General features: G+C 48.2%; 24 protein-coding genes. 7 read left to right on the top strand and 17 right to left on the bottom strand.

All coding sequences use genetic code 11. The features are described from left to right. Positions 1-83 precede the first annotated feature (83 nt). The 8 genes from HQN90_RS17880 to HQN90_RS17845 all read right to left on the bottom strand — a co-directional run bounded on the left by HQN90_RS17880 (position 84) and on the right by HQN90_RS17845 (position 5,973). The gene (locus HQN90_RS17880; RefSeq protein WP_338042344.1) at positions 84-371 is read right to left on the bottom strand and encodes a hypothetical protein; all 288 of its coding nucleotides are present in this window, start codon (positions 369-371) and stop codon (positions 84-86) included. Between the two features lie 96 nt (positions 372-467). Then, positions 468-1,196: an oxygen-insensitive NADPH nitroreductase gene (gene nfsA / locus HQN90_RS17875; RefSeq protein WP_173221121.1), complete on the bottom strand. Its 729-nt coding sequence runs from the start codon at positions 1,194-1,196 to the stop codon at positions 468-470. A gap of 87 nt (positions 1,197-1,283) precedes the next feature. Beyond that, entirely contained in the window at positions 1,284-2,474 is a 1,191-nt protein-coding gene (locus HQN90_RS17870; protein ID WP_173221119.1) for an MFS transporter, read from the bottom strand. A 46-nt stretch (positions 2,475-2,520) separates the two neighbouring features. Further along, positions 2,521-3,525, bottom strand: a complete 1,005-nt coding sequence (locus tag HQN90_RS17865) for an LLM class flavin-dependent oxidoreductase (protein WP_173221117.1) — start codon at positions 3,523-3,525, stop codon at positions 2,521-2,523. A gap of 160 nt (positions 3,526-3,685) precedes the next feature. Continuing rightward, on the bottom strand, positions 3,686-4,243 hold the full coding sequence (hxlB, locus tag HQN90_RS17860) for a 6-phospho-3-hexuloisomerase (protein WP_173221115.1): 558 nt from the start codon (positions 4,241-4,243) through the stop codon (positions 3,686-3,688). Between the two features lie 5 nt (positions 4,244-4,248). After that, positions 4,249-4,884, bottom strand: a complete 636-nt coding sequence (gene hxlA, locus HQN90_RS17855; protein ID WP_173221113.1) for a 3-hexulose-6-phosphate synthase — start codon at positions 4,882-4,884, stop codon at positions 4,249-4,251. 183 nt (positions 4,885-5,067) lie between these two features. Further along, positions 5,068-5,442, bottom strand: a complete 375-nt coding sequence (locus HQN90_RS17850; protein ID WP_173221111.1) for a hypothetical protein — start codon at positions 5,440-5,442, stop codon at positions 5,068-5,070. A 228-nt stretch (positions 5,443-5,670) separates the two neighbouring features. After that, entirely contained in the window at positions 5,671-5,973 is a 303-nt protein-coding gene (locus tag HQN90_RS17845) for a winged helix-turn-helix transcriptional regulator (protein ID WP_173221293.1), read from the bottom strand. Between the two features lie 192 nt (positions 5,974-6,165). On the opposite strand from HQN90_RS17845, the gene HQN90_RS17840 reads away from it, so the two are divergent. Both HQN90_RS17840 and HQN90_RS17835 read left to right on the top strand, forming a co-directional pair. Continuing rightward, a complete protein-coding gene (locus HQN90_RS17840; protein ID WP_173221109.1) occupies positions 6,166-6,885 on the top strand; it encodes a 3-ketoacyl-ACP reductase in 720 nt (239 codons plus the stop codon). Between the two features lie 29 nt (positions 6,886-6,914). Then, on the top strand, positions 6,915-7,943 hold the full coding sequence (locus HQN90_RS17835; RefSeq protein WP_173221107.1) for an NADH:flavin oxidoreductase/NADH oxidase: 1,029 nt from the start codon (positions 6,915-6,917) through the stop codon (positions 7,941-7,943). A 164-nt stretch (positions 7,944-8,107) separates the two neighbouring features. Here the strand turns inward: HQN90_RS17835 and HQN90_RS17830 are convergent, their stop codons facing one another. The 6 genes from HQN90_RS17830 to HQN90_RS17805 form a co-directional block, all read right to left on the bottom strand. Continuing rightward, positions 8,108-9,166 carry an acyltransferase gene (locus HQN90_RS17830; RefSeq protein ID WP_173221105.1) on the bottom strand — a complete coding sequence of 353 codons (1,059 nt, stop codon included), beginning with the start codon at positions 9,164-9,166 and terminating at the stop codon, positions 8,108-8,110. Positions 9,167-9,451: 285 nt separating this feature from the next. Further along, positions 9,452-9,646, bottom strand: a complete 195-nt coding sequence (locus tag HQN90_RS17825; RefSeq protein WP_173221103.1) for a CstA-like transporter-associated (seleno)protein — start codon at positions 9,644-9,646, stop codon at positions 9,452-9,454. A gap of 6 nt (positions 9,647-9,652) precedes the next feature. After that, the gene (locus HQN90_RS17820; protein WP_173221101.1) at positions 9,653-11,722 is read right to left on the bottom strand and encodes a carbon starvation CstA family protein; all 2,070 of its coding nucleotides are present in this window, start codon (positions 11,720-11,722) and stop codon (positions 9,653-9,655) included. 115 nt (positions 11,723-11,837) lie between these two features. After that, complete coding sequence (locus HQN90_RS39655) at positions 11,838-12,587, bottom strand: LytTR family transcriptional regulator DNA-binding domain-containing protein (RefSeq protein ID WP_173221099.1); 750 nt, start codon at positions 12,585-12,587, stop codon at positions 11,838-11,840. A gap of 6 nt (positions 12,588-12,593) precedes the next feature. Then, on the bottom strand, positions 12,594-14,198 hold the full coding sequence (locus tag HQN90_RS17810; protein WP_173221097.1) for a LytS/YhcK type 5TM receptor domain-containing protein: 1,605 nt from the start codon (positions 14,196-14,198) through the stop codon (positions 12,594-12,596). A 289-nt stretch (positions 14,199-14,487) separates the two neighbouring features. Further along, positions 14,488-14,823 carry a YlbF/YmcA family competence regulator gene (locus HQN90_RS17805; RefSeq protein ID WP_173221095.1) on the bottom strand — a complete coding sequence of 112 codons (336 nt, stop codon included), beginning with the start codon at positions 14,821-14,823 and terminating at the stop codon, positions 14,488-14,490. Between the two features lie 273 nt (positions 14,824-15,096). Between HQN90_RS17805 and HQN90_RS17800 the strand changes: the two genes are divergently transcribed. The 5 genes from HQN90_RS17800 (at position 15,097) to HQN90_RS17780 (ending at position 21,323) form a co-directional block, all read left to right on the top strand. After that, positions 15,097-16,473 (top strand): YheC/YheD family endospore coat-associated protein, encoded by a 1,377-nt coding sequence (locus HQN90_RS17800; RefSeq protein ID WP_173221093.1) that lies wholly within the window; start codon positions 15,097-15,099, stop codon positions 16,471-16,473. Positions 16,474-16,482: 9 nt separating this feature from the next. Next, positions 16,483-17,610 (top strand): YheC/YheD family endospore coat-associated protein, encoded by a 1,128-nt coding sequence (locus HQN90_RS17795; RefSeq protein WP_173221090.1) that lies wholly within the window; start codon positions 16,483-16,485, stop codon positions 17,608-17,610. 99 nt (positions 17,611-17,709) lie between these two features. Continuing rightward, positions 17,710-19,074, top strand: coding sequence for a YheC/YheD family endospore coat-associated protein (locus tag HQN90_RS17790; RefSeq protein WP_173221088.1), 1,365 nt, complete (start codon positions 17,710-17,712; stop codon positions 19,072-19,074). Beyond that, entirely contained in the window at positions 19,074-20,201 is a 1,128-nt protein-coding gene (locus tag HQN90_RS17785) for a YheC/YheD family endospore coat-associated protein (protein ID WP_173221086.1), read from the top strand. The genes HQN90_RS17790 and HQN90_RS17785 overlap by 1 nt, the downstream gene beginning before the upstream one ends. 6 nt (positions 20,202-20,207) lie before the next feature. Beyond that, a complete protein-coding gene (locus HQN90_RS17780) occupies positions 20,208-21,323 on the top strand; it encodes a YheC/YheD family endospore coat-associated protein (RefSeq protein WP_173221084.1) in 1,116 nt (371 codons plus the stop codon). A gap of 48 nt (positions 21,324-21,371) precedes the next feature. Here HQN90_RS17780 and HQN90_RS17775 read toward each other — a convergent pair whose 3' ends face one another. The 3 genes from HQN90_RS17775 to HQN90_RS17765 form a co-directional block, all read right to left on the bottom strand. Next, positions 21,372-21,734: an ArsR/SmtB family transcription factor gene (locus HQN90_RS17775; protein ID WP_173221082.1), complete on the bottom strand. Its 363-nt coding sequence runs from the start codon at positions 21,732-21,734 to the stop codon at positions 21,372-21,374. A gap of 17 nt (positions 21,735-21,751) precedes the next feature. Beyond that, a complete protein-coding gene (locus HQN90_RS17770) occupies positions 21,752-22,798 on the bottom strand; it encodes a cation diffusion facilitator family transporter (RefSeq protein WP_173221080.1) in 1,047 nt (348 codons plus the stop codon). A 202-nt stretch (positions 22,799-23,000) separates the two neighbouring features. Beyond that, entirely contained in the window at positions 23,001-23,225 is a 225-nt protein-coding gene (locus HQN90_RS17765; RefSeq protein ID WP_173221078.1) for a spore germination protein, read from the bottom strand. Between the last annotated feature and the right edge of the window lie 8 nt (positions 23,226-23,233).

Genomic DNA, 23,233 nt, shown 5'->3' with positions numbered 1-23,233 from the left:
CCAACCCTATTGGATTGGATGCTTTATTCGTATTATACCAAACATGTGTTCGATGTCAAAATGGAAATCTCTTCATGCTGCTGTTATTTGCGAAATTGCAGCATTTTTCTGCGTCCTTGGACAAGCTGCTCCATCTGCCATTTCTTCATTCGCTTGATGCGGCTTAGTTCCTGGCGTTTCTCTTCATCCACACCCAATATCTGATGCAGATGCGCAGCGATGACGAGAAGCGCCATAGCGATCCAAACCATACTGAAGATCATCGGCAATGAGCCGATATCCCGAAAGTTCAGCTGGGGAATGGAATAAAACAACATGCCGATCGCCAAGCTCATGTACACCACATTTTTGAAGCCTTTCAAAATGACCACACTCCTTTCGCTTGAATGCCTGAAGCCTGTCTCTTGCCTACTTCCATTGTATGAGACAAGTTCCTGTTATATGAGTTCAAGCGAAAGTTTGCGCGCTTATTCGATGCCAAAGCCTTGCGCGTTCAGGAACGCTTTCATGTGCTCGCGCGGCCGCTGCGCTTTGGCGGCCATTTCCTTGGACCAGGTCGTATCAACTGTGCCGTCGGTACGTTCTTTCATGTAGTCGCGGATGCTTTCGTCGTACCCGTCGACCGCGACCTGGTTATCCGTATACTGATTCACATGGTATACGGCTTCAAGCGGGAGCCGCGGGCGCAGCAGCGGCTCTTGGTCCGGCATGCCGATGCACATGCCGAAGACCGGGTACACGAGCTGCGGCAAGCCCAGCAGCTCGGACACCTCGGCTGGCTTATTGCGCAGCCCGCCGATATACACCACGCCGAGGCCCAGCGACTCGGCCGCAACGGCCGCATTTTGCGCAGCTAGCGCCGCATCGACCGTCGCAATGATGAAGTTCTCCGCGTTGCCGGTGACTGGCGTATCTCCGTGGCGGCGAACAGCTTGCTCGTAGCGATGCAAATCTGCGCACCACACGAGAAAGACCGGACTCTCGCTGACATAGGCTTGATTGCCGGCCAATGCAGCCAGCTGACTTCTCAGCGAGCTGTCTTTGACATGGACAATGCTGTAGGCCTGCATATTGCTTGAGGTCGATGCAGCTTGCGCAGCAGCCAAAATAGCGTTTAGCTGGCTTTCGCTGACAGGCTGGTCCTTAAATTTTCGAATCGAGCGATGATTTTGCAGCAATGAAATGATTTCATTCATCGGGAAACAACCTTCTTTCTATAAAGTTAATTTTATATGAGAAAGTCTCCATGGAAATGGTCGACAAACTGTTATGGAAGCAGCAGCTTATCTTTGGCGATCTTGCCTGTAGCTGACCAGTGCCAAAAGAAGTCCGAGAACGGTGATTGCCGAGCCCACCCAAGGCAGAGAAGAAAGCCCCATGTGCGTAATGAACCAGCCTCCGATGAAAGCACCCCCGGCATTGCCTAAATTAAGTGCGGAGTGATTCGAGGTCGAAGCCAGCGCGGGCGCTTCTTTGGCCATGGTCATAATGCGAACCTGAAGGCCCGGCAAAATACCGAAGGAAGCGACACCCCAGATGAAAATGGTAATGACAGCAGCAATCGGCACCCGGTCAGTCCATGCAAAAACAGCTAAGATTAAAGCTAACGCGGCAAAATTCCCTATCATCGAAGGCATAAGCTTCCAATCGGCAAGCTTTCCGCCCAAAATGTTTCCAAGCGTCACACCGCAGCCAAACAAGACTAAAATCCAGGTTACGCTTGATTCAGAGAAGCCGGTCACTTGCTCAAGCAGCGGGGCAATGTAAGTGAACACCGTAAATAAACTGCCGGTCCCCAAGGCTCCTATCAATAGAACAAGCAGCAGTCTGGGCTGCATCAGTGCACGAAACTGCTTCGTGAGGCTGGAATTATGCTCTTGCCGAATATGCGGAATGAAGGCGATTATGCCGATTAGCGAAATAATCCCCATGATCACCACGGCGCCAAAAGAAGCTCGCCATCCGAGCTGCTGCCCGATAAACGTGCCGAAAGGAACGCCAATGATGTTCGCAATCGTTAATCCAGCCATCATAATCGAAATCGCTCCTGCCCGCTTATCCGGGCGCACCAAATTAGCCGCAAGCACGGCTCCAACACCAAAAAATGTACCATGCGACAGCGCCGTAACTAATCGCGCTATCATCAGAATGGTATAATTAGGCGCTATTGCCGCAATGCCATTGCCCAAAATAAATAAGGCCATCAAGAGGCACAGCAGCAGCTTTTGGGGCAAGCGATGCGTAACAACAGCCAAGATCGGGGCACCGATCGCTACGCCCAGCGCATAGCTCGTAATGAGCTGGCCGGCTTGGGAAATACTCACTTGCAAATCACTGGCCACATTGGGCAGAAGCCCCATAATAACAAATTCGGTCATCCCAATGGCAAAGGAACCCACGGTTAGAGAGAAAATAGAAATGGGAAACCGTTCCTTGGTTGCCGATTGTTCAGATAAACTTTCTGACTGATTCATACGTAGTGCTACCAACCTTTCTAATTAGAGCCAAGTGCAGCAAGGATCAGCTTGAAGCTGATTCCTGCATAATTTCCGCAACGATCTGATAAGACTTCAAACGGGCCTCGTGATCATAGATTTGTGCGGCAACAATCCATTCATCCGCTTTGGTTTCCTGCTGGACCTGCTTCAGCTTCTGGCGAATCGTCTCCTTGCTGCCAACAATGGAATAGCTTAATTGCTGCTGGACATACGTTTTTTCCTGCGCCGTCCACAAGGCTTCCATATTGTCCACCGGAGGATTCAACAATCCGGTCCTGCCGCGAATGATATTTAGAAACTGCTGAAGCTGCGAAGTTGCCAATTTATTCGCTTCCTCATCCGTATCGGCCGCGATGATATTGATACCTACCATGGCATATGGCTTCTCCAGCGCCTCCGAAGGCCGGAAGCCTCCGCGATACAATTCAAGCGCCGTCAACAGGTAGCCCGGAGCAAAATGGCTTGCAAAAGCAAACGGCAGCCCCAGCTGGCCAGCCAGTTGAGCGCTGAATCCACTGGAGCCAAGCAGCCAGATCGGAATGTTAAGCCCTTCGCCAGGAATCGCTCGTACGCCCGGTACCGCGGTTTCTCGTGATGGATCTAAGTAGCCCCGCAGCTCGCTCAGCATTTCCGGGAAATCATTGCCGTCGCTTCCTAAGCCGCGGCGAAGCGCACGCATAGCAGGCTGATCAGAGCCTGGTGCCCGCCCTAAGCCCAGATCGATACGGCCTGGGTATAACGATTCCAAGGTTCCGAACTGCTCAGCGATGACGAGCGGCGCATGATTGGGCAGCATGATGCCGCCGGAGCCAACACGAATTTTCTCTGTCCCGCTGGCAACATGACTGATGATCAAGGATGTCGCCGAGCTGGCGATTCCCGGCATATTATGATGCTCGGCCAGCCAGTAGCGATGATAGCCCCACTTTTCGGCATGTTGAGCCAAATCCAGTGAACGTTTGAAAGAATCTCGAGGCGTCCCGCCGACAATGACAGGAGCCAAATCTAAAATTGAAATGGGAACCATATAATTTCTACCTCCATTTTTATATAACTATAAGCATCTGCTTACTTTTTGTAAATTCGAAGATATGACATTTACAATTTAATCTTATAACCATTTAACAAAAACAAACCTCTGCAGCGTCAGGCATACTCGCCTATAGCTTTCAGAAGCTTGTTCGATTTTATTCTAAATTGGCATGCCGGCCAAACATGTTCTTCGCGTCATCCCCTAATCGCTCCATTAGCCTCAGAATGAGAGCATCAAAAAACAACAATAAAACTTGTTCAAATAACGAGCCCATTGGCTGTATGGTTGTCAGAGAGCTATCGCTCTGTTCTTTGGGAGCGCCAGGAAGCTTCACGGCCACTTCCGATAATTTACCGACGGTTGATTCAGGGCGAATTGTCACCAGCGCAACCGTTGCTTCGAGACTTTTTGCTTTGGTCGCCATCGAAAAGAGACTTTTGGTTTCCCCAGAGCCGGAAGCGATGATCAGTAAATCCTCTTTCCCGATAGCTGGAGTGACGGTTTCTCCAACCACATAAGCATCTAAGCCCAAATGCATCAATCGCATAGCGAAGGCGCGAGCCATCAAGCCGGATCTACCGGCACCAGCGACAAACACTTTACGGGAAGCGAGGAGATGGCTAATCAACTCTTCTGCTTGTTCATCTACCTCGTCATCAGCGGGCTGATTTAACTCATGGAGGATCTTGCCCAAATATTGACTCGTCTTCATCGGACTTAGGATCCTTGCTTGATCATTTTCTGCATTTCGGCGGCTGCGGCTGCGCGATCTTCTTGTCCGGTAATCCCTCCGCCAACGATGACGAGATCAGGGTTCGCCTTAATAACCTCAGGAAGCGTGCTTAGCTTAATTCCCCCGGCGATCGCTGTTTTGGCATGCTTCACCACTCGCTTAATGGTAAGAAGATCCTCAAATGAATTTTTCCCGACAGCTTGAAGATCATAGCCTGTGTGCACACAAATATAATCAACTCCGAAGGCATCTACTTCTACAGCGCGTTGTTCCAAATTTTTAACACTAATCATGTCGACAAGAATTTGCTTTCCTTGTTTCCTTGCTTCCTCTACAGCCCCTCTAATCGTCATATCCTCGGATGCTCCAAGCACAGTCACGATATCCGCGCCAGCTTCCGATGCCTTCATGACTTCATATCCAGCTGCATCCATAATCTTCAAGTCAGCAAGCACCCTCAGGGAAGGGAAAGCTTCTTTCAATTCTTTCACCGCTCTCAGTCCCTCGTTGATGACAACAGGCGTACCGATTTCAATAATATCTATAAAAGGTTCGACTTCCTTCACTAATTGTTTGGCTTGTGGAATGTCGACAAGATCTAAAGCTAATTGAAGTTCCATCGTTGTTTCTCTCCTCATGTCTTTATTTTCTTTCATGGGGATTATTGTATGTCTGATCGAAAAATAAAGATAGTACGCACTATTTGGTGACGTAGTACCCAAAAGGATACTAAGCAGAGACGAAAGCTCAGCAACGCTAAGCTGAGAGGACCAAAAAGGCAGGCTCGGGAGCTGATCGGCCGCTTAGACACTCTGAGCCTGCCATAATGGCAGGCTCGCGCCCTCAAAAGCACCATTGCTCCGCCTAGTCCCGCTGAGACAGCCAAAAAGGCAGGCTCGGGAGCTGATCGGCCGCATATCCACCCTGAGCCTGCCATAATGGCAGGCTCGCGCCCTCAAAAGCTCCATTTCTCCGCCATGGCCAGCTGAGACGGCCAAAATGGCAGACTCGGGAGCTGATCGGCCGATATCCACTCTGAGCATGCCATTTTGGCAGGCTCGCGCACTCAAAAGCTCCATTTCTCCGCCACGTCCCGCTGAGACAGCCAAAAAGACCGGCTCGGGAGCTGATCGACCGCTTTGCCACTCTGAGCCTGCCATAATGGCAGGCTCGCGCACTCAAAAGCTCCTTTTCTCCGCCAAGTCCCGCTGAGACAGCCAAAAAAACCGGCTCGGGAGCTAATCGACCGCTTTGCCACCCTGAGCCTGCCATAATGGCAGGCTCGCGCCAAAAATATAGCCTGTTGAACTTTATCAACACGTTAAAGAACTTCAATCCAACGATTGAAGTTCTTTAAAAGTTATTGAAGTTCTTTAACAGCTCTTTTAAAGTTCTTTAAAACCCACCTACTTTAACACGCCTGTCTCAATTCGACCTTTATGTTTAAAACCCCATTCTGCCATAACATCCAGAACTGCCGTAATCGTAAAGCCATACTCCGTAAGGGAATACTCAACTTTAGGTGGAACCTGGGTGTATACTTTGCGGTCTATAATTCCATCATCCTCTAATTCTCTTAATTGTTGAGTCAACATTTTCTGCGTGATATCGGGCATTCCCCGTTTTAATTCGCCAAAACGTTTAATGCCATCCGTCAGATGACAAAGGATAACGGGCTTCCATTTGCCCCCCATCACCTTTAATGTCATTTCAACTGAACTTTTAAATAGGGGATCTCCCAAAGCTAACGACTCCTTAAGTATACTAAATGATACTATCTTACAAAAAAGTGGGTACTTGTATTTAATTATATATCAGCAGATAATAAAATGCATAGTTGTTAGACATACTTGGGAATCACAATACGTATGCTTGCTAACCAAAGATAGGGAGAGATTCATATGGATTTAAAAGATAAAAAAGCTCTGATTACAGGTGCCGGAAAAGGCATCGGGAAAGCTGCGGCAATTGCATTGGCCAAAGAAGGCGTTCATCTTGCCCTTCTAGCTAGAAGTCAATCTGATCTGGAAACCCTTCAACAGCATTTAACAAGCACTTACGGTGTTAAAGTCTTCATCGCTGCGGCAGACATCTCCAATAAGGAAGCAGTCGATCGTGCGATTGAAGGACTTCTCGCTGAGCTGGGTTCCGTCGATATTTTGCTTAATAATGCCGGTACTGCACAATTTGGTACTTTGGTTGATATGGAACCCGAAGCATGGGAACGTATTATTCAAACCAATCTGATGGGCACCTATTATGTTACGCGCGCCGTGCTGCCTTCCATGCTCCAACAAAGCAGCGGAAGCATTATAAATATTGCCTCAACCGCTGGCGAGCGAGGTTTTGCAACGGGCTCCGCGTACTGCGCGTCCAAATTCGCCGTTATCGGTTTAACGGAAGCGCTCATGCAAGAGGTGCGGAAGTCCAATATCCGTGTAACAGCCCTAACGCCAAGTACTGTGAATACAGAATTAGCCGTCAACACAGGTCTTCCCGTTGGAGATGAGGATCGCATGATGCAGCCTGAGGATGTGGCTGAACTGATTCTCGCCAGCTTGAAGCTGCCGCCGCGCGTCTTCATAAAAACAGCCGGCATTTGGACGACAAACCCGCAATAAAGGCAAGCTGACATCAAGGAGGAACTTACATGAAAAAAGATTTATTTACACCTTATGACCTCAAAGGTCTGCATATAAAAAACCGCATCGTCATGGCACCCATGTGTCAATATTCCGTTACTGAGAAAGATGGCAAGCCGAATGAATGGCATTATGTCCACTACCTCAGCCGTGCGATTGGCGGTACGGGTCTGATTATTATGGAAATGACGGATATTCATCCTGACGGCCGAATTACAGATGGCGATTTGGGCATTTGGTCCGATGAGCATATTCCCGCTTTTGCTAGGATTATTGATGGCGTCCATGCGCATGGCGCCAAAATCGGCATTCAAATTGCCCATGCAGGACGCAAAGCGGAAGATGCGGAAGTGCCTGTAGCGCCATCAGCCATCCCTTTTCCTGGGGCTTCATACAAAATGCCGCGTGCGCTGACGACAAGCGAAGTGCAGGAGGTTGTTCAGCAGTTCGCGCAGGCTGCCCGCCGCGCTGTCAAGGCAGGTGTTGATACGCTTGAGCTTCATGGTGCTCATGGCTACCTAATCCATCAATTCCAATCACCGCTCACGAATCAAAGAGATGATGAATACGGTCAAGATATGGCTAGATTCGGCGTAGAAGTCATTCAAGCGGTGAAAAAAGAAATACCCGCTGATATGCCGCTCATTTTCCGAATCTCCGCAGTGGAGTATGCGGATGGCGGCTACGATATCGATCATGCAATCAAGCTGTCCAAAGCTTATCAAGCAGCAGGCGTTGATGCCTTCCACGTAAGCTCTGGCGGTGAAGGCCCTGCCGGCCAAAGAAAACCCGGAAATCATCCGGGCTATCAAGTCCCGTTCGCACGTCAGATCCGCGAGGCGCTTCAAGTGCCTGTCATCGCGGTAGGCATGCTGGAGGACCCAGCACTAGCTCAATCCGTTATTGGCAATGAAGACGCTGATATGGTTGCCATCGCCCGCGGTTTGCTGCGAGACCCTTACTGGGCCACACATGCTGCTGTTACTTTAAAAAGCGAACCAACCAGCATCCCGAAACAATATATTCGCGCCTACTAAGCTTTTAAACATCCTACCTGCTGGTAGGCAAAAAAAGATTGCCGCCCTGCGCCGGATTTACCGGTTAGAGGGTTGGCAATCTTTTTAATACTTAAAGCAGTTCGAACCGATATCGCCCAACAACTGACGACGCTGAGGTGTCGCATCCTTTAGCAGGCTGATGTCTATGAAATCGCAATCCATTTCCTTACTTTTCTATATAGCAGCGTCAGAACCCAAGGAATCGCTACAATCAGAACAAACACAATCGCGTTATATACATTGAAAAGCATAATCGAACCTGGCACATGAACTTTATATTTCCATAAAGACAGCAGCGCCGGATGCATTAAATACACCCCAAATGACACCGAACCCAAAGAAACAAAAAACCGCGCCAAGCCGCCCCATTTCTGCTGCAACCATTTCGCCAGCCAAATAAAGCTTACACCGATACCCACGCTGTACAACAACCATAAAATTTCAAACCATGTGTTTTCAAAATTGTATCCTTTTAAGCCAAGCAGGTAGAGTCCCGCATAGGTAAGTCCACATAGGAGTGTTGCGGGCAGCACCCAGCCTTTGTTGCGATCCAGCCAAGAGCGGAAAGCCCCGTAATTCATTCCAATGGCACCGCCAATGAGAAAATATCCAAAATAGGTAATGCACAGCTCCGGCTTATGGCCGATCGTCCCGAACCAATGACTGTAGATGTAGACGCCAGCTTGAACGGCTAATCCCCAGAAGGCCAATGTGCGTTTGAACCAAGCAGCCTTCCTAACGGCCCATACCAGCAGCGGAAACAGTACATAAAACTGTACGATAATAATCATGAAATACAGATGATAGCCGGAATCTGCCCATTTCAGCTGCTCCAAAAACACGCCAAAATCAAGCTTGATCGGATGATGAGGCGTCCACAGCCAGGGATTGTATATATAGTAGAAGAAGGACCACACGATATAGGGGACTAAGACTTGACGAACACGTTTCCAATAAAAGATACCGGCCTGCTTAGCGCTCCAATTATCCGTATAGATGTAGAACAGCACGATACCGCTCAAAAAAATAAAAACAGGAACAGCAAAATAGCTGATTTTGTTTAAAAATAAAACAAGCAGCTGCGTGCTGCTGCCTTTCAAAGCTGGATCCACTGTCCAATCCGCGGTAACATGAATCAGGACGACAGCAAGGATAGCGAGCGCTCGAACGATATCGAGCTCCGTGATTTTTGCTTTTGCCATGTCGGTTTCAAATCCTCTTTTCCTCTTAAATGCCCATTAACTACTATAGACAGTTTGGACAGGTTTCGCAATATCGGAAAAAAGACATTCGAGATCATCAGCTTTACAGCACGAATGCCTCCGCTCTAAAGCGGCCTTCGGCCTGCAGCAAGTACAGGATTGGAACAGGGGAACGAATCTAACACAGTCAGGATCGTATCCTTTGGGCCCGGGATGATCCCCTTCTTATAAAAAAGAAAAACTCGATCTCACGGTTCATCACCGTAGCGATCGAGTCTTTTTCAATTAACAGCACCTGTTAATTTTACCGCTCTCATAACGCTCATGCAGGGAATGCATGTAGAACTCTTTTTCCGTCAAAATGGGATCGTCTGGGTGGCGCTCCTGCTGATGCTTTACATATTTGGCATAGTCCGGAATATTGAAAATGACTTTAATCGTCGAATTCACCTTGCTCGTAAAGCCTGAGATCGCTCTCAAAACGCATCACGCTCCGAATGTGGATTGGACAAACGGCGATTCTTGTAATTGCGGTTTTTGTTTTTGAATCAAAATGTTGAACCATAAACGGATCGAAATGATGATCATCAGAAGAACAACGATGCCAAAGAAGATCGTTAGCCCCGCATCAATATAATTATTTGTTACGATTTGGTGCATAACGTCCATGTTTTTGGCAGGCGCAATGACTTGTCCTTTATCGATACCCTCTTGATACTTCTTCGCTGCCGCTATAAATCCGATGCTGGCATTCGCGGAAAAGGCTTTTTGGAACCCCGCAGTCAGCGTAGTCACGGACAGGAACACGAAAGGGATCATGCCTACCCAGGCATAGCGGGCTTTCCCCATTTTGATCATGATCGTAACCGCTACGGCTAGAGCAATAGCAGCCAGCATTTGGTTGGCAATACCGAAAAGCGCCCATAAAGAGTTGATACCGCCGAACGGATCGACAGCTCCTTGATATAGGAAGTATCCCCAAGCCAAGCAAACAAGCAGCGAAGCTATGAAATTGTACCTGAAATCTTTTGTTTGCCCAAAAGGTTTATAGAAGTTGCCAACTAAATCCTGGAGCATAAACCGGCCGACGCGTGTCCCCGCATCCACGGCAGTCAAGATAAACACAGCCTCGAACAAAATCGCGAAATGATACCAGAACGCTTTGGCGCCACTTAAAAAAGTAGAGAAAATTTCAGCCATCCCCACAGCCAGCGTTGGCGCTCCGCCTGTTCGGGAGAGAATGGTCTTTTCGCCAATTTCTCTAGCTGTGCCTGTAATTTGATCAGGGGTTAAGGTGAAGCCCCAGGATGAAATTTTGGCAGCGACTGCTGCAGGATCGGTTCCAATGACAGCCGGTGAAGAATTCATCGCGAAGTACAGGCCGGGCTCCAAGGAACAAGCCGCAATCAATGCCATAACCGCGACGAAGGATTCTGCCGCCATACCGGCAAAGCCGATAAACGGCGCATGGCTTTCTCTATCGATCATTTTGGGCGTCGTTCCGGATGAAATCAATGAATGAAACCCGGAAACCGCGCCGCATGCAATCGTAATGAACAAGAACGGGAACAAATTGCCCGAAAATACAGGCCCGGTTCCATCGATAAACTTCGTTACAGCAGGCATTTTCAATTCCGGTAAAATAACCATAATGCCGCCAGCGAGTAAGAGAATGACACCGATTTTCAAAAATGAACTTAAATAATCCCGCGGAGCAAGCAGCACCCAGACGGGCAAAATGGAAGCAATAAGACCATAGACCACCATTAGAACCGCGATTTGTGGGGCGGTGAACGTAAACATTTTAGCTAAAGCCGGACTTTCTGCAATATACTGGCCTGACCACAAAACGATCATCAACAAAACGAAGCCAATGATAGAGCCCTCGATCACTTTGCCCGGACGTATGTAGCGCATGTAAAAGCCCATAAAAATGGCGATTGGCATCGTCATCGCGATGGTGAACATGCCCCACGGGGATTCTGCTAATGCTTTCACAACAACGAGCCCGAGAACGGCAACGATGATGATCAAGATGGCTAGCGTTGCAATGGACGCTAACGTTCCGCTGAACCGGCCCACTTCATTCTTGGCCATTTGTCCAAGTGACTTACCGTCACGGCGCATGGAGCCGACAAGGGTCACAAAATCCTGCACGCAGCCCGCAAGAACAGCACCGATAATGATCCAGAGAATGCTTGGCAAGTACCCCATCTGTGCGGCCAGAATCGGACCAACAAGCGGTCCTGCTCCTGCGATCGCAGCAAAATGGTGTCCAAACAAAACAAATTTATTCGTCGGCACGAAGTCTTTGGAATCGTTATGAACATGAGCAGGGGTTGCACGGTTGTCATTTAGCTCATAGATCTTTTTGGCGATAAAACGGCTGTAGAAACGGTACCCGAATGCATACGTACAAATAGCAGCAACGATTAGCCATATCGCCGAAATGCTCTCACCTCTTGAAAGTGCGAGCATCGCGAAACCTGACGCACCAAGCAGGGCAATGACCGCCCAGATCACATAGGAAGCAACTCTGTTTTTTAAAAGAAACATGGGTGTGAACAACCTCCAATTAACATGAATGTTAGCGCTTACAAAAAAGTATAGCTTATTTAATAAACAAGCGGAATACTTGAAACGCAACATGCCATTTTCGAGCCTCATGATGTTAAATTTCGAGTTTCAAACGCAGCATCTTCACATAATTTCGGCTTACAGGTATCGTACTTCGCCCAGCATCTTCCATTAGCAGGTTATACGCCCCGTTCACCCAAGCCTTCATTTCAGAAATGGACGCAAGATTGACCAGATAGCTTTTGTGGCAGCGAAAAAAACCGTACGGCTCCAGCTTTTGCTCCAGTTCCGATAAGGTATACGAGACGATATAGGCCTTATCATAGAGGTGAACCTGTACATGCTTGATCTCCTTGCTGATATACATGATGTCTTTCGGCGAAACATAAATAATCCCTTCATCTAATTCCAGAGCAAGCTTTACGCTTGTCTTAACGGATGGCAAATGGCTTCCGCTTGCGGTCGCTGCGCCGTTCTGAAGCTGTGTTTTGCGCAGCTCGCGGAAAACAATCGCAATATCCTCTTCATCGTACGGCTTAAGCATATAGTGAAACGCACGAAGCTTAAACGCATGAACGGCATATTGTTCATAAGCTGTGGAAAATACAATTTTCACCTGCGGATTGATTTCTCCTACAATTTCAGCAACCTGCAGCCCGTTTAGATCCGGCATGTCCATATCCAGAAACAAGACATCCGGCGATAATTCTTTGACCTTCTTTATCGCATCCATCCCGCCTGCTGCCGCGGTAACCTTATCCACCTCCACATGGCTTTCTAACAAATAAATCAGTTCTTCTCTAGCCGGCTCTTCATCGTCCGCAATGACTATATTCCAACCCACACACCATCACCTCACCCAAAATTTAATCATCGTGCCTTCTCCCAGCTTGCTCTCAATTTCCAGCGGATTCTCTTTGCCGAAATGATAATTCAAACGCTGCTCGATATTCCGCAAAGCCATGCCGGCGTGCTCCCCTTGACTGCCCAGTTCAGCGGCTTCCAGTCCAACTCCGTTATCCTCTACAGTAATACGCGTACGAGGCTTGCCATTGTCGTGCTCCTCTTGCACCGTAAGTCTGATGATTCCAATGCCTTGCTTGTTTTTAATACCGTGAACAATGGCATTCTCAATTAGAGGCTGGATCGTAAATGGAGGAATCGAGTGATCCAGCAGCCTCTCATCGATTTCAGCGTAAAATTCCATCTGATCCCCCAAGCGGGATTTGATCAAGCTGAGGTAAGACATCACCAATTCGTATTCATCACGTATGGTGATGAGGCGCTGGTTCCCGTGGCTCATATTTTTGCGCAAAAATTTGGACAAATGCATGACCATCTGACGCGCCTCTTCCGGTTTCGTGCGGATAAAGGATTTGACGGTGTTCAATACATTAAACAGGAAGTGAGGATTCATTTGCGCCTGCAACGAGCGAATCTCCGCGTCCGCCAACAACTGTGTCTGTCTCTCGGATTCGACGAACGCATACTGCTGGGAAAGCAGCTCCGCGAGGGAGAACAGCATGCGTCTGCGGGACGGATTGTCATCCTGTTCCCGCTCAAAATACAAGCGAAACTGCCCAACCTGCGGCCGATTTGGAACACGGATGAGCAGATCGTCCCAATGCTGTGTTTTTCTCCCTTCCGCTACCCACGCTTCGCCGTCTTTGCTGAAAAATGCGCCGGCAGCCTTCATCTCCTCATTCAGCACCTTCCCGATTTCCGCTACGGCCTTATCGAACTCCAGCCGCCACAGCGGCATCGTCATATCCGCAATTTGCAGCGCTTTGTGGGCATGTTCAGCGCCAATTCGCGCCTCTTCCCGCTCCATCGTATTGTACAGCACAAAATACAAGGCAACGCCAACACTATTTGCTAGCGTCTGAGGCAGGCCAATGAGCGAAACCAAGTTAACCGCCTCATCCCATGGCTTGGCTAAAACAAGAATAAGAATCATCTGTAGGGATTCGGCCATGAATCCAACAAGAAAGGCAAGCTGCACCGACGATACTTTACGGAAGCGCTTCTTGAACGCATTGCGGCATAGTCCTGCCAAGACACCTTGCAGAATAGGCGCGATCATACAAGCAACGGCAACGAATCCCCCTAAGCTGTAGCGATGCATCCCTGCCAAGAGGCCGACGATGAACCCGCTTTTTACCCCGCCGAGCAGTCCGGCAATCACAACGCCAACGGTTCGCGCATTCGCGATCGCCGCAGTCGGCGAAACTTCGCCGATCCACGGTGCAGGCCTGTATGTATAGTCAGAAACCGTCACACCCGAATACGTGGCAAGAATCGCATAAGCTGAAAAAAAGAACAGGAAGCGCCATTGATACGCCCTGTCACCCTGATAGCTCATGTAACTGCGCATCCAGCGGCTGCGGGAGAAGGCAAACGCAAGCGCTATCAAAAAACCAACACGTTCCATCATATCCACGAACAACTGAAGCATGATTCACTCACCTTTTACATTCTCTCATACCGTAATCCTATCAGAAATCGCGCGTGCTTGCAGTAGGATGAGTTGGAAAGCGTATGTGATTTCAATTCAGACTGAGATGAACGATCTGGACGGGCATTGGACTGATTATCATTTCGTCTTCGGCTATCTGATCTGTCGGTAACACTCTGCCCAGAAGCCTGAATCCCATCTTAAACACTAACTGAAAATCCGCTGAAACTGACAATATAAAAAAGACTATCCAACTAAGTCATTTTCAAACTTAGGGATAGTCTATTTTTCATTTCATCATCGCAGTTAAAGGCTCAGCGATAATTCGCTGTACATCCTCTAGAACAACAGATAATCTGCGTTCCGCGTCGAACAATTGATTGATGCGGGGATTAAGCGCAAGCACCTCGTACAGCTTTTGTAACTGTTCCATATCCTCTTGCGGCGGCATGCCATCCATGCCTATTTTTTGCTGGAGCTCACCTTGACGCTGCCGAAAATCCGCCAATAAGCTTTGGCTGGATGGATCTTGCTCAATTTGAGCGCGGCTTTCCAGCATATCCTTATACTCATTGCTGTCTTTGATCGCTTTTGCCAATTCATATGCCTTATCATGTACGTTCATGTTTGTTATCCTCCTCATTTCTCTCATTCATGGTTGGGCTTTTCCCTTTGTACTTTCCATATATACATAAGCACCAAGGGGTATATGTCCTCATATGATGGAGTAGTTTACTTTGCTTGAACAGCAATGCCATTTTGCCCACATAAGAAAGATTGCGTTTTTAGTTAATGAAAACAGCTTTCTTATCGGCGATAAAACATACCTTTACACGCGGTCGATCATCCTCGAATGGCCTCGATAGGGGTTTTCTCATGCTGGAAGGAGTGTTTGCTATTGACCAGGACGAAAGTTGGAATATCCATTCAAGGCACCAGCATCTATTTGGATGATCGGACCGTTGTTCTAAGTGAAGCCATTGCGAAAAAATGGAAAGTTCCGACCAATCAAACGATAACCATGCGATTTGGTTCCGCCAAACAGGATGTCAAGGTTGTCTCCGCCGCTACGTCGAACAGCCTGCGTGTAAATCCTACCCTCGCCTCCAAAATTGGTCTATACCAAGGAGCCCGACTCAATCTCCATTATAGGCAAAATACGAGCACCTTGTCGATTGGGCCTCTGATTGGCGTTATGATCAGTCGGGTTTATGCCGGTTCCAAAGATCGTCCATTCGGTGCTATTACCGCTTTTTGTAAAGAAATGACGGATGCGTGTGAACAATTTGGAGCGATGGTGATCTTTTTTCCGCCTAATGACATGCATGCCAATGCCCAAACCGTAAACGCCTATTCGTATTCTAATGGTTCCTGGAGCAAAAAGACGTTCCCGATTCCCAATGTCATCTATAATCGGCTCACTTCGCGCAGATTTGAGAACAGAACGAATGTCCAACAATTCATGAAAGATGTCAAAGCTCGTTATGCCACAGAAATCTTCAATGAAAAATATTTGGACAAAACGGAAGTATTCCAAGCTTTGCGCAAAGATAACAGCCTGCATGGATACTTACCCGAGTCTTACCTTTTCAAAAACTATCAGATGCTGAAAACCATGGCTGCCCGCCATCCTGTGCTTTTCCTTAAACCCATTACTGGAAGTTTGGGCAAAGGCATTATTCGTATTCGCAAAGAACCAGGAACGGGCTATGTCTGCCATTTTACGAATCTCGCCGGTGCACGCAAACAATCCTTCCCTTCGCTGACTGCTGTTTTTCAAGCATTATCCGGCAAACTTAAGGCACAACGCTACCAACTGCAGCAAGGACTTGATCTTATCACAGCTGACGGCAATCCCGTTGACTTCCGCGCACTCGTTCAGCGTGGAGCTACGGGTCAATGGGCCATCACCTCGATTGTTGGGCGCATCGCCGGAACCCAGCATTTTGTATCCAATCTGGCACGTGGCGGAAGTCTCACAACGGTATCAGGCGCTCTGGCCAAAACATCTTTTGCCTCGGCTACCCGCGTCTCCATTACCGCTCGCCTGCGCAAGGCTTCTTTGGACATCGCCAAAGGGATTGAAACACAAATTCCCAACCATTTTGGAGAGCTGGGGATCGATCTTGCTGTTGATAAAACCGGGAAGGTTTGGCTGCTTGAAGTAAACTCCAAACCGTCCAAGGATGATAATACACCGCTTAATAATGAGCGGAAAATTAGACCATCAGTCAAACAAATTGTGCAATATGCGCGTTATCTAGCGAATTTCTGAGGTGAAATTATGCGGCGAAGCCCACAACGTCCCTTACTCGGGATTATGGTAACGGAATTGAATCGAGAGCTGCCCTTTGCCAGTGCGGACTTTTACCAAAGTCTTACTTTGCATGGTGCCGATGAAGGACTGGATGTCTTCGTTTTCTCACCGAATCGCATCGATTGGCAGCAAGGGTTAGTGCGGGGATACCATTATGAGAGTGAAAGAAAGGAATGGGGCATGAAGCTTTTTCCCCTCCCTCCCCTGATCTATGATCGGTGCTTCTTCAGCAGCCAGCGCAGCTATCAGCAATACCGTTACCATGTGAGCAGGCTTCGCAAGACACCCCATATTCGCTTCCTTGGCTATGGATTGAGCGGAAAGTGGGAAGTCGGCCAAATCCTCCAAAAGGACAGCGCTTTGCACAGCTATTTGCCTGAAACGAGCTTACTCACAGGCCGCTCACAGCTGAAAGCATGGCTTCGAGACAGGAACGACGTCTTCCTGAAGCCACAGGGCGGGAGTCAAGGCAGAGGGGCTCTGCACCTTCAACATCTTCGTACAGCCGAAGGCGGCAGCATGTTGCAAATAAAAGGACGCGACGCCAACAATCGATCCATCGGGCAGCAATTCAATGGATTTGATGCGTGCTGGAGCTGGCTTCGCCGAGTGGTCGGATCACGTCCTTATCTGATCCAAGAGTACCTTTCTCTGCAATCTTCGCAGGGCATGGCTTACGATGTCCGCTCCCTTGTGCAAAAAAATGGTCAAGGCCAGTGGGAAATATCAGGGATGGCTGCGCGTATCGGCAAGCCCGGAAGCATTACTTCCAACCTGCATGGCGGAGGCACCGCAGAAGATGTCTCCACATTCCTAACCAAGGAATTTGGAGCCTTCAAAACGGAGGAACTGATCGATACGCTAACGAAACTCTCAAGCCGTGTCCCCCTTGTACTGGAAACTTATCATGGGCGATTAGCTGAGCTTGGTATCGACTTTGGGATCGATACTCAGGGCCGTATATGGATTCTGGAAGTAAACTCGAAGCCAGGCAGAACGATATTTGCGCGTATGCATAATAATAAAGCACGGACGAAATCAATTGCGAACCCCATACATTATGCTGGATTTTTACTTCATAAAAAGCTGAGCTGAGCTTGGCTTCGCTGGTATGTGTCTGAATAAGCAGACGGTGATTTCTGCTTGTTTAGACACGGAAAGCCCGTAGGGCAACAAGTTTAGGAGGGTAACCTAATGAGTTTGACAACGTGTATGCTCCACGCCGTACAACGAACAGATAGATCGGTCTACTTAACAAGTGAACTCGTCAAAGCTTTACGGTTAACCGGCAATAAATCGATTACTGTAAAGGTTGGCACCAAATCCACCACCCTACCGATCCGCCTGATCAAAAAAAGTGGTCAGCATATGTACATTCCGCTTTCCTTAATGGCTACTTTGCGTATTCCGCGAGCCGGAAGCGTCTTAGTATCAAGTTCCAACAATAAAGAACTTCGAATCGGTCCTGTGATCGGAATCCTAACGAATGTGGAGAATGGCACTTCTCCATTTGGTTCCAAAACAGGATTTATTCGTCAGATCATGAACACAAGTTCAAATAAGTCTTTCGTTTACGCATTCAGTCCCAGGAGTGTGAACTGGGTCCAAGAAACCGTTACAGGGATCATTCCCAAAGAAGGCGGGGGCTGGGTACGCAAAACCTTCCCATTGCCTGATGTCGTCTACAATCGTCTATCCAGCCGGAAAGCAGAAAAGTCCGCAGGTATGGAGGGCTTTAAGGATCGCTTTGTACGAAAGGGCATTCCTCTTTTTAACTGGAGCTTCTTTGATAAATGGGATGTTTATAAAATGCTGGACGGAGACGATGCCTTCCGCTTTGTACCCGAATCTCACATCAATCCATCGGCTGAGCAAATTAAAGAAATGCTGGATAAACATAAATTCATTTATTTGAAGCCAACCGCAGGCAGCTTGGGGATCGGCATTTTCCGTGTCACCTATAATCCAAAGCGAGGTTATTTCGTTCGCTACCGCAAAGGCGGCAAGAATGTGCTTATTCGCTACGGCAAATTTGACGGCTTGATGCAAATGCTTGGAACCGGACGCGGCCGTCTTACCAACTATGTGGCCCAGCAAGGAATTCGCCTCATTGAGATCGACAGCTGTCCAATTGACTTCCGCTTCCACCTGACGAAGAACGGAAGCAACAAGTGGGTCGTCGCGGCAATCGGCGCAAAGAAATCTGGAAAAGGCAGCGTCACCACCCATATTCGCAATGGAGGTCAGTTAATGACACCGGAGCAAGTGCTTCGTCAAATCTACGGCAGCCGTGCAGAGCAAGTGCTGACCAATGCCAAAGAAACAGCGATTAAGCTCGCTGAAGGAATTGAGAACAATTATAACCATCTGCTCGGAGAACTTGGCTTCGACATCGGAATTGACCAGAACGAGAAAATCTGGATGTTTGAGGCGAATGCCAAACCGGGAAGATCGATCTTCAAGCATCCTTCCTTGAAAGAAGGCGACGTGGCCACGATCCAAAATATTTATGAACATTGCCTCTACTTGAGCCGCTTCCGTTCAAGGAGGGAAAGCTAATGGCAGTCACCCTGCATGATAAAGGGCTTAAGCCTACGCTTGGCATTCTCACTGTCAAAGATAGCAATCGTGTCTTTCGCGGCAATTTGCACAACTTTCTCGATTTAATTCAAACCGGTGAACGGCTTGGCGTTGATGTGTATGTTGTGACAACGAAAGATTTCAATCTATCCGGCTCCGAGATCTATGGCTATCGTTACCATACCCAAACGAAGAAATGGAGCAGGGAACTCGTTCCCGCTCCACAAGTTGTCTACAACCGCATCCCCTACCGCAAAATGGAAATGAAGCCGGATGTACAGCAAGCCATTCAAGCCTGCAACAGAAGCTCCAGTGTGCAATTATTTAATCCTTCCTTTTTTAACAAATGGACACTATTCAGTTGGTTGAACAGTTCCAAGGTAAGCAAAACCTATATGCCCGATACGCTTCAATTAAGTGAAGCCAAGGATCTGTCACAGCTCCTGCGCAAGCATGCCGTTCTCTATTTGAAGCCTGTGAAAGGAAAAGCTGGGCGTGGGATCATGCGCATTGAGCATGTAACGACAAAAAGTGAGCAAGGTCAATACCGATTAAGCCGCCAGGAAGATAAGAAAATGATTTACAGCTACCATGAAAGCACCGACGACCTTTGGCAGGAATGGAATAAGCACCGCGGCACGCATGACTATATTGTTCAGCAAGGGATTGCGTTAACCAGATATAAACAACGTGCTTATGATCTGAGAGCTTTGATTCAAAAAACAGGCAAAGGCGTTTGGAGTGTCTCCGGCATAGGTGCCCGGGTAGCTGGCAAAGCGAGCATTACGACACACGTCCCGCGCGGCGGCTCGATCGACGAGCCGTTGAAGCTGCTGACTTCTGCCTTTGGAGCGAAAGAAGCGAAAAACATTTTACTGCGGGTTCGCAAAGCGGCGGTTACACTGGCTAAGCAAATCGAAAAGTCTTCCGGCAATCAGCTCGGGGAAATGTCCATGGATATCGGTGTCGATACAGCCGGACATATCTGGTTCTTCGAAGCCAACTCGAAACCAATGAAATTCGACGAACCGAAAATTCGCCAGAAATCACTCGAACGCATTATTCGCTACAGTCTCTACTTAATTAATAACAGGAGAAGAAGGTGATTATGCTTGTCTTCACAACGACTAGGCGTACTCGCTATTTATTTAAGCCAATCTAAGCTGGAAGAGCTTGCTTATTTCCAAAAACTGAGCAAGGAAGGAAAGAAAATCGGTGTGCAGGTTGAAGTTTTCACTCCCGATGACGTTGAGAGCGACAATTCCGTACGCACCTTAACGTACGATGCCGGGGCAAGGAAATGGATTCGTCGACGAACCTCCCTTCCTCCCGTCATCTATGATCGCTGCCGCTACAAAGCTGTTGCGAACTATCGGGTTCTTAAAGCTTTCCGCAATCGCCATGCGAAGCTTACCTTCTTGAGCCGGCCTTTAGCCAATAAATGGTCGATGCATCAGCTTCTTTCAGACAATGAAGATATTCGCCCTTATTTACCGGCAACCCAACGATTCAGCTCCGTTCAAGAACTGGTAAAAGCCTTAAAGAAACATAAGCTGATCTATGCCAAACCCAAAAATGGCACAGGCGGACGAGGGATTCTGCGAATTGAACAGCTGGGTAGCGATCTCTATTTATTGCAAGGCCGTAATCAACAGCGCACGATTATTGCACCTTATCGGGCTACGGAGAAACAGCTCTTGGTCAAACTGAACTCCTTGAAACTGAGCCCTGATTATGTCGTGCAGCAAGGGATCAAGTTGACGTTGAAAGACGGCCGCGTGCACGACTATCGCTTATTGATTCAGAAGAATGGTCAAGGGGAATGGGAAGTAACGGGGTGTGCAGGTCGAATCGGTCCTCATCGCAGCATTACATCCAACCTGCACGGCGGCGGGAGCGCGGTTAGCCAAAATAAATTGTTATCGTATCGCTTCTCATCGCCTGACAAAATAGACAGCATCAAGAAGGAAATGACCAGCTTTGCACACACACTTGCTGGCTTTTTGGAAACCAAATTCGGCAAGCTGTGCGAGCTAGGTTTGGATATTGCCGTTGATCCCAGTGGTCGAGTATGGCTGCTTGAAGTTAATCCCAAGCCTTCCAGGGAAGTCTTTCGTAAAATTGGCGAAAGCGCTACGTATCAGAAGGCGGTTACAAGACCCCTGGAATATGCCCTGTGGATGATGAAGCAGAAGAAGAAAAAAACAGAGGAAACGAACATGGCGTAATTCTGCATGCCATCGGAAGCGGCAGCCACCGGCTGGCAGCCTTCCGATTTACATATGTTGAAGATGATGAAGAGTTTGAACAAAAATTTGCTCAATATGTCCGTCGTCTAAGGAATAGAAGACTGTCTTGCCTTCTTTGCGCCTTTTTACAATATGCAAATCCCTTAGATAGCGCAATTGGTGTGAAACGGCCGACTGCCCCATCTCCAGAGCTGTTGACAGATCATGCACGCAAAGCTCCCGGTGCAGGAGAAAATAAATGATTTTCACCCTAGTCGGATCTCCCAATGCTTTGAACACCTCAGCAATTCCTACGGCTTGATGCTCCGGCAATCGAGGCTCTATCGCAGGTTGGACAAGACCTGTTCCTGTACACGTATCCTCACAGCTTTCGATAAGCGTTTTTTCCATAGTCAGCCTCCTCCTTCCTATACTTTCAGTTCAGAATGCATCGTGGTCGAGTTCTCAATTTGAATCGTGGCATGCGTTAATTGAAACCGCTCCTCAAGCTGACGAATGGCTTGCTGCAGAATGACCTGACTATCCCTGTCATCGGCGATAAGCAAATGGCAGCTAAGCGAATCGAGCCCTGATGTAATCGTCCAAATATGCAAATCGTGCACATTAATAACTCCCTCAATCCCCTCCAGCATGATCTGAACATCCCCGTGGGATACCGCCGCTGGCGTACCTTCCATTAAGATGTGAACCGTCGATTTCAGAACAGCCCACGCTCCTTTTAGAATCAAAAGGGCTACGATGACACTGATGATAGGATCAGCAGCATACCAACCGAAGATCAGCATCACGCCTCCGGCTACAATCGCTCCCACGGAGCCCAAAGCGTCCCCGAGAATATGCAAGTAAGCACTGCGCAAATTCAAATTACTGTGCACATCCCCTTGGCGCATGAGGGACCAGGCACTAAGCAGATTGGCAATTAACCCAACGCTGGCAATAAGCATCATCGAGCCGCTGGCCACGACAGGCGGATGAGTAAAGCGCCCGAACGCTTCCCAGATAATAAAGCCTGCAATCAGGAATAACGTCACCGCATTGAATAAAGCGGTAAGGATTTCCGTTCGGTGAAAGCCATAGGATTTGCTCGCAGAGGTTGGCTTGGCTGCAAACCAGAGCGCCATAAGACTTAAGGCAAGAGAGCCGGCATCGCTTAACATATGGCCCGAATCCGAAAGCAAGGCCAAACTGTTGGTCCACAAACCGCCTACGAATTCCAAAATCATAATACTGGCTGTTATGCCAAGTGCGATGATAAGCCCGCGTTTATTTCCGCTGTGGCCATGATGGTGATGCCCGTGATGGTGGCCGTGGCCGTGCCCGTGCCCATGATCATGATCATGTCCCTGCGAATGGCTATGGGACGCATGTTCATCCCCTTTATGATGATCGTGCCCACTGCACGAAGTTTGATTCTTCAGCCCCTTGGCATCTTCTTTCGATTCATGTTGATGCATCGTATTTCCTCTCCTTCGCTCTGCCCCTTAGAATGGAGTGTTGTCATGTACTTTATTCATATCCGAATAACATATGAGTGATTACTCATATATTAATAATAACGATTCAAACAAGCCGGTGTCAAGCCCCTTTCTTCCGAATAAAAAAGACCGATTCCAGCCCCTTTAATGAGCTTGAATCGATCCTCTTCCCGTCTTGCTTCTACGTCCCTGTAGCCACTTTGTTCGCTCCCGCGTCTACAACATCCGGGTCGAATGTGACTGTAGCGCTGAAAACTGCCGTTGATACCGCGAAATCACCTGTGATCCCGCCGCCGCTGCCTGCATACGATTTCGTTGCACTTGTTGGAGCAATGATAAGCGTATCACCGTTCACCAGGTTTCCTTCATTTCTAATAATGTTGAATATTCCTATAAAAGAAGGCATTCTGATCA

It is taken from the genome of Paenibacillus alba, from assembly GCF_013204855.1.
Taxonomy (GTDB): domain Bacteria; phylum Bacillota; class Bacilli; order Paenibacillales; family NBRC-103111; genus Paenibacillus_E; species Paenibacillus_E alba.
This window is presented reverse-complemented; position numbering and strand designations above follow the sequence as displayed.

Coding starts and splice junctions, on each gene's coding strand:
- HQN90_RS17820 (WP_173221101.1), bottom strand. CDS start 11,722: ATGTTTCTTTTAAAAAACAGAGTTGCTTCCTATGTGATCTGGGCGGTC.
- HQN90_RS17870 (WP_173221119.1), bottom strand. CDS start 2,474: ATGAATCAGTCAGAAAGTTTATCTGAACAATCGGCAACCAAGGAACGG.
- HQN90_RS17810 (WP_173221097.1), bottom strand. CDS start 14,198: ATGCTTCAGTTGTTCGTGGATATGATGGAACGTGTTGGTTTTTTGATA.
- HQN90_RS17790 (WP_173221088.1), top strand. CDS start 17,710: ATGAGTTTGACAACGTGTATGCTCCACGCCGTACAACGAACAGATAGA.
- HQN90_RS17770 (WP_173221080.1), bottom strand. CDS start 22,798: ATGCATCAACATGAATCGAAAGAAGATGCCAAGGGGCTGAAGAATCAA.
- HQN90_RS17805 (WP_173221095.1), bottom strand. CDS start 14,823: ATGAACGTACATGATAAGGCATATGAATTGGCAAAAGCGATCAAAGAC.
- HQN90_RS17775 (WP_173221082.1), bottom strand. CDS start 21,734: ATGGAAAAAACGCTTATCGAAAGCTGTGAGGATACGTGTACAGGAACA.
- HQN90_RS17840 (WP_173221109.1), top strand. CDS start 6,166: ATGGATTTAAAAGATAAAAAAGCTCTGATTACAGGTGCCGGAAAAGGC.
- HQN90_RS17835 (WP_173221107.1), top strand. CDS start 6,915: ATGAAAAAAGATTTATTTACACCTTATGACCTCAAAGGTCTGCATATA.
- HQN90_RS17785 (WP_173221086.1), top strand. CDS start 19,074: ATGGCAGTCACCCTGCATGATAAAGGGCTTAAGCCTACGCTTGGCATT.
- HQN90_RS17830 (WP_173221105.1), bottom strand. CDS start 9,166: ATGGCAAAAGCAAAAATCACGGAGCTCGATATCGTTCGAGCGCTCGCT.
- HQN90_RS17845 (WP_173221293.1), bottom strand. CDS start 5,973: ATGACATTAAAGGTGATGGGGGGCAAATGGAAGCCCGTTATCCTTTGT.
- HQN90_RS17795 (WP_173221090.1), top strand. CDS start 16,483: ATGCGGCGAAGCCCACAACGTCCCTTACTCGGGATTATGGTAACGGAA.
- hxlB (WP_173221115.1), bottom strand. CDS start 4,243: ATGAAGACGAGTCAATATTTGGGCAAGATCCTCCATGAGTTAAATCAG.
- nfsA (WP_173221121.1), bottom strand. CDS start 1,196: ATGAATGAAATCATTTCATTGCTGCAAAATCATCGCTCGATTCGAAAA.
- HQN90_RS17765 (WP_173221078.1), bottom strand. CDS start 23,225: ATGCCTTCTTTTATAGGAATATTCAACATTATTAGAAATGAAGGAAAC.
- hxlA (WP_173221113.1), bottom strand. CDS start 4,884: ATGGAACTTCAATTAGCTTTAGATCTTGTCGACATTCCACAAGCCAAA.
- HQN90_RS17865 (WP_173221117.1), bottom strand. CDS start 3,525: ATGGTTCCCATTTCAATTTTAGATTTGGCTCCTGTCATTGTCGGCGGG.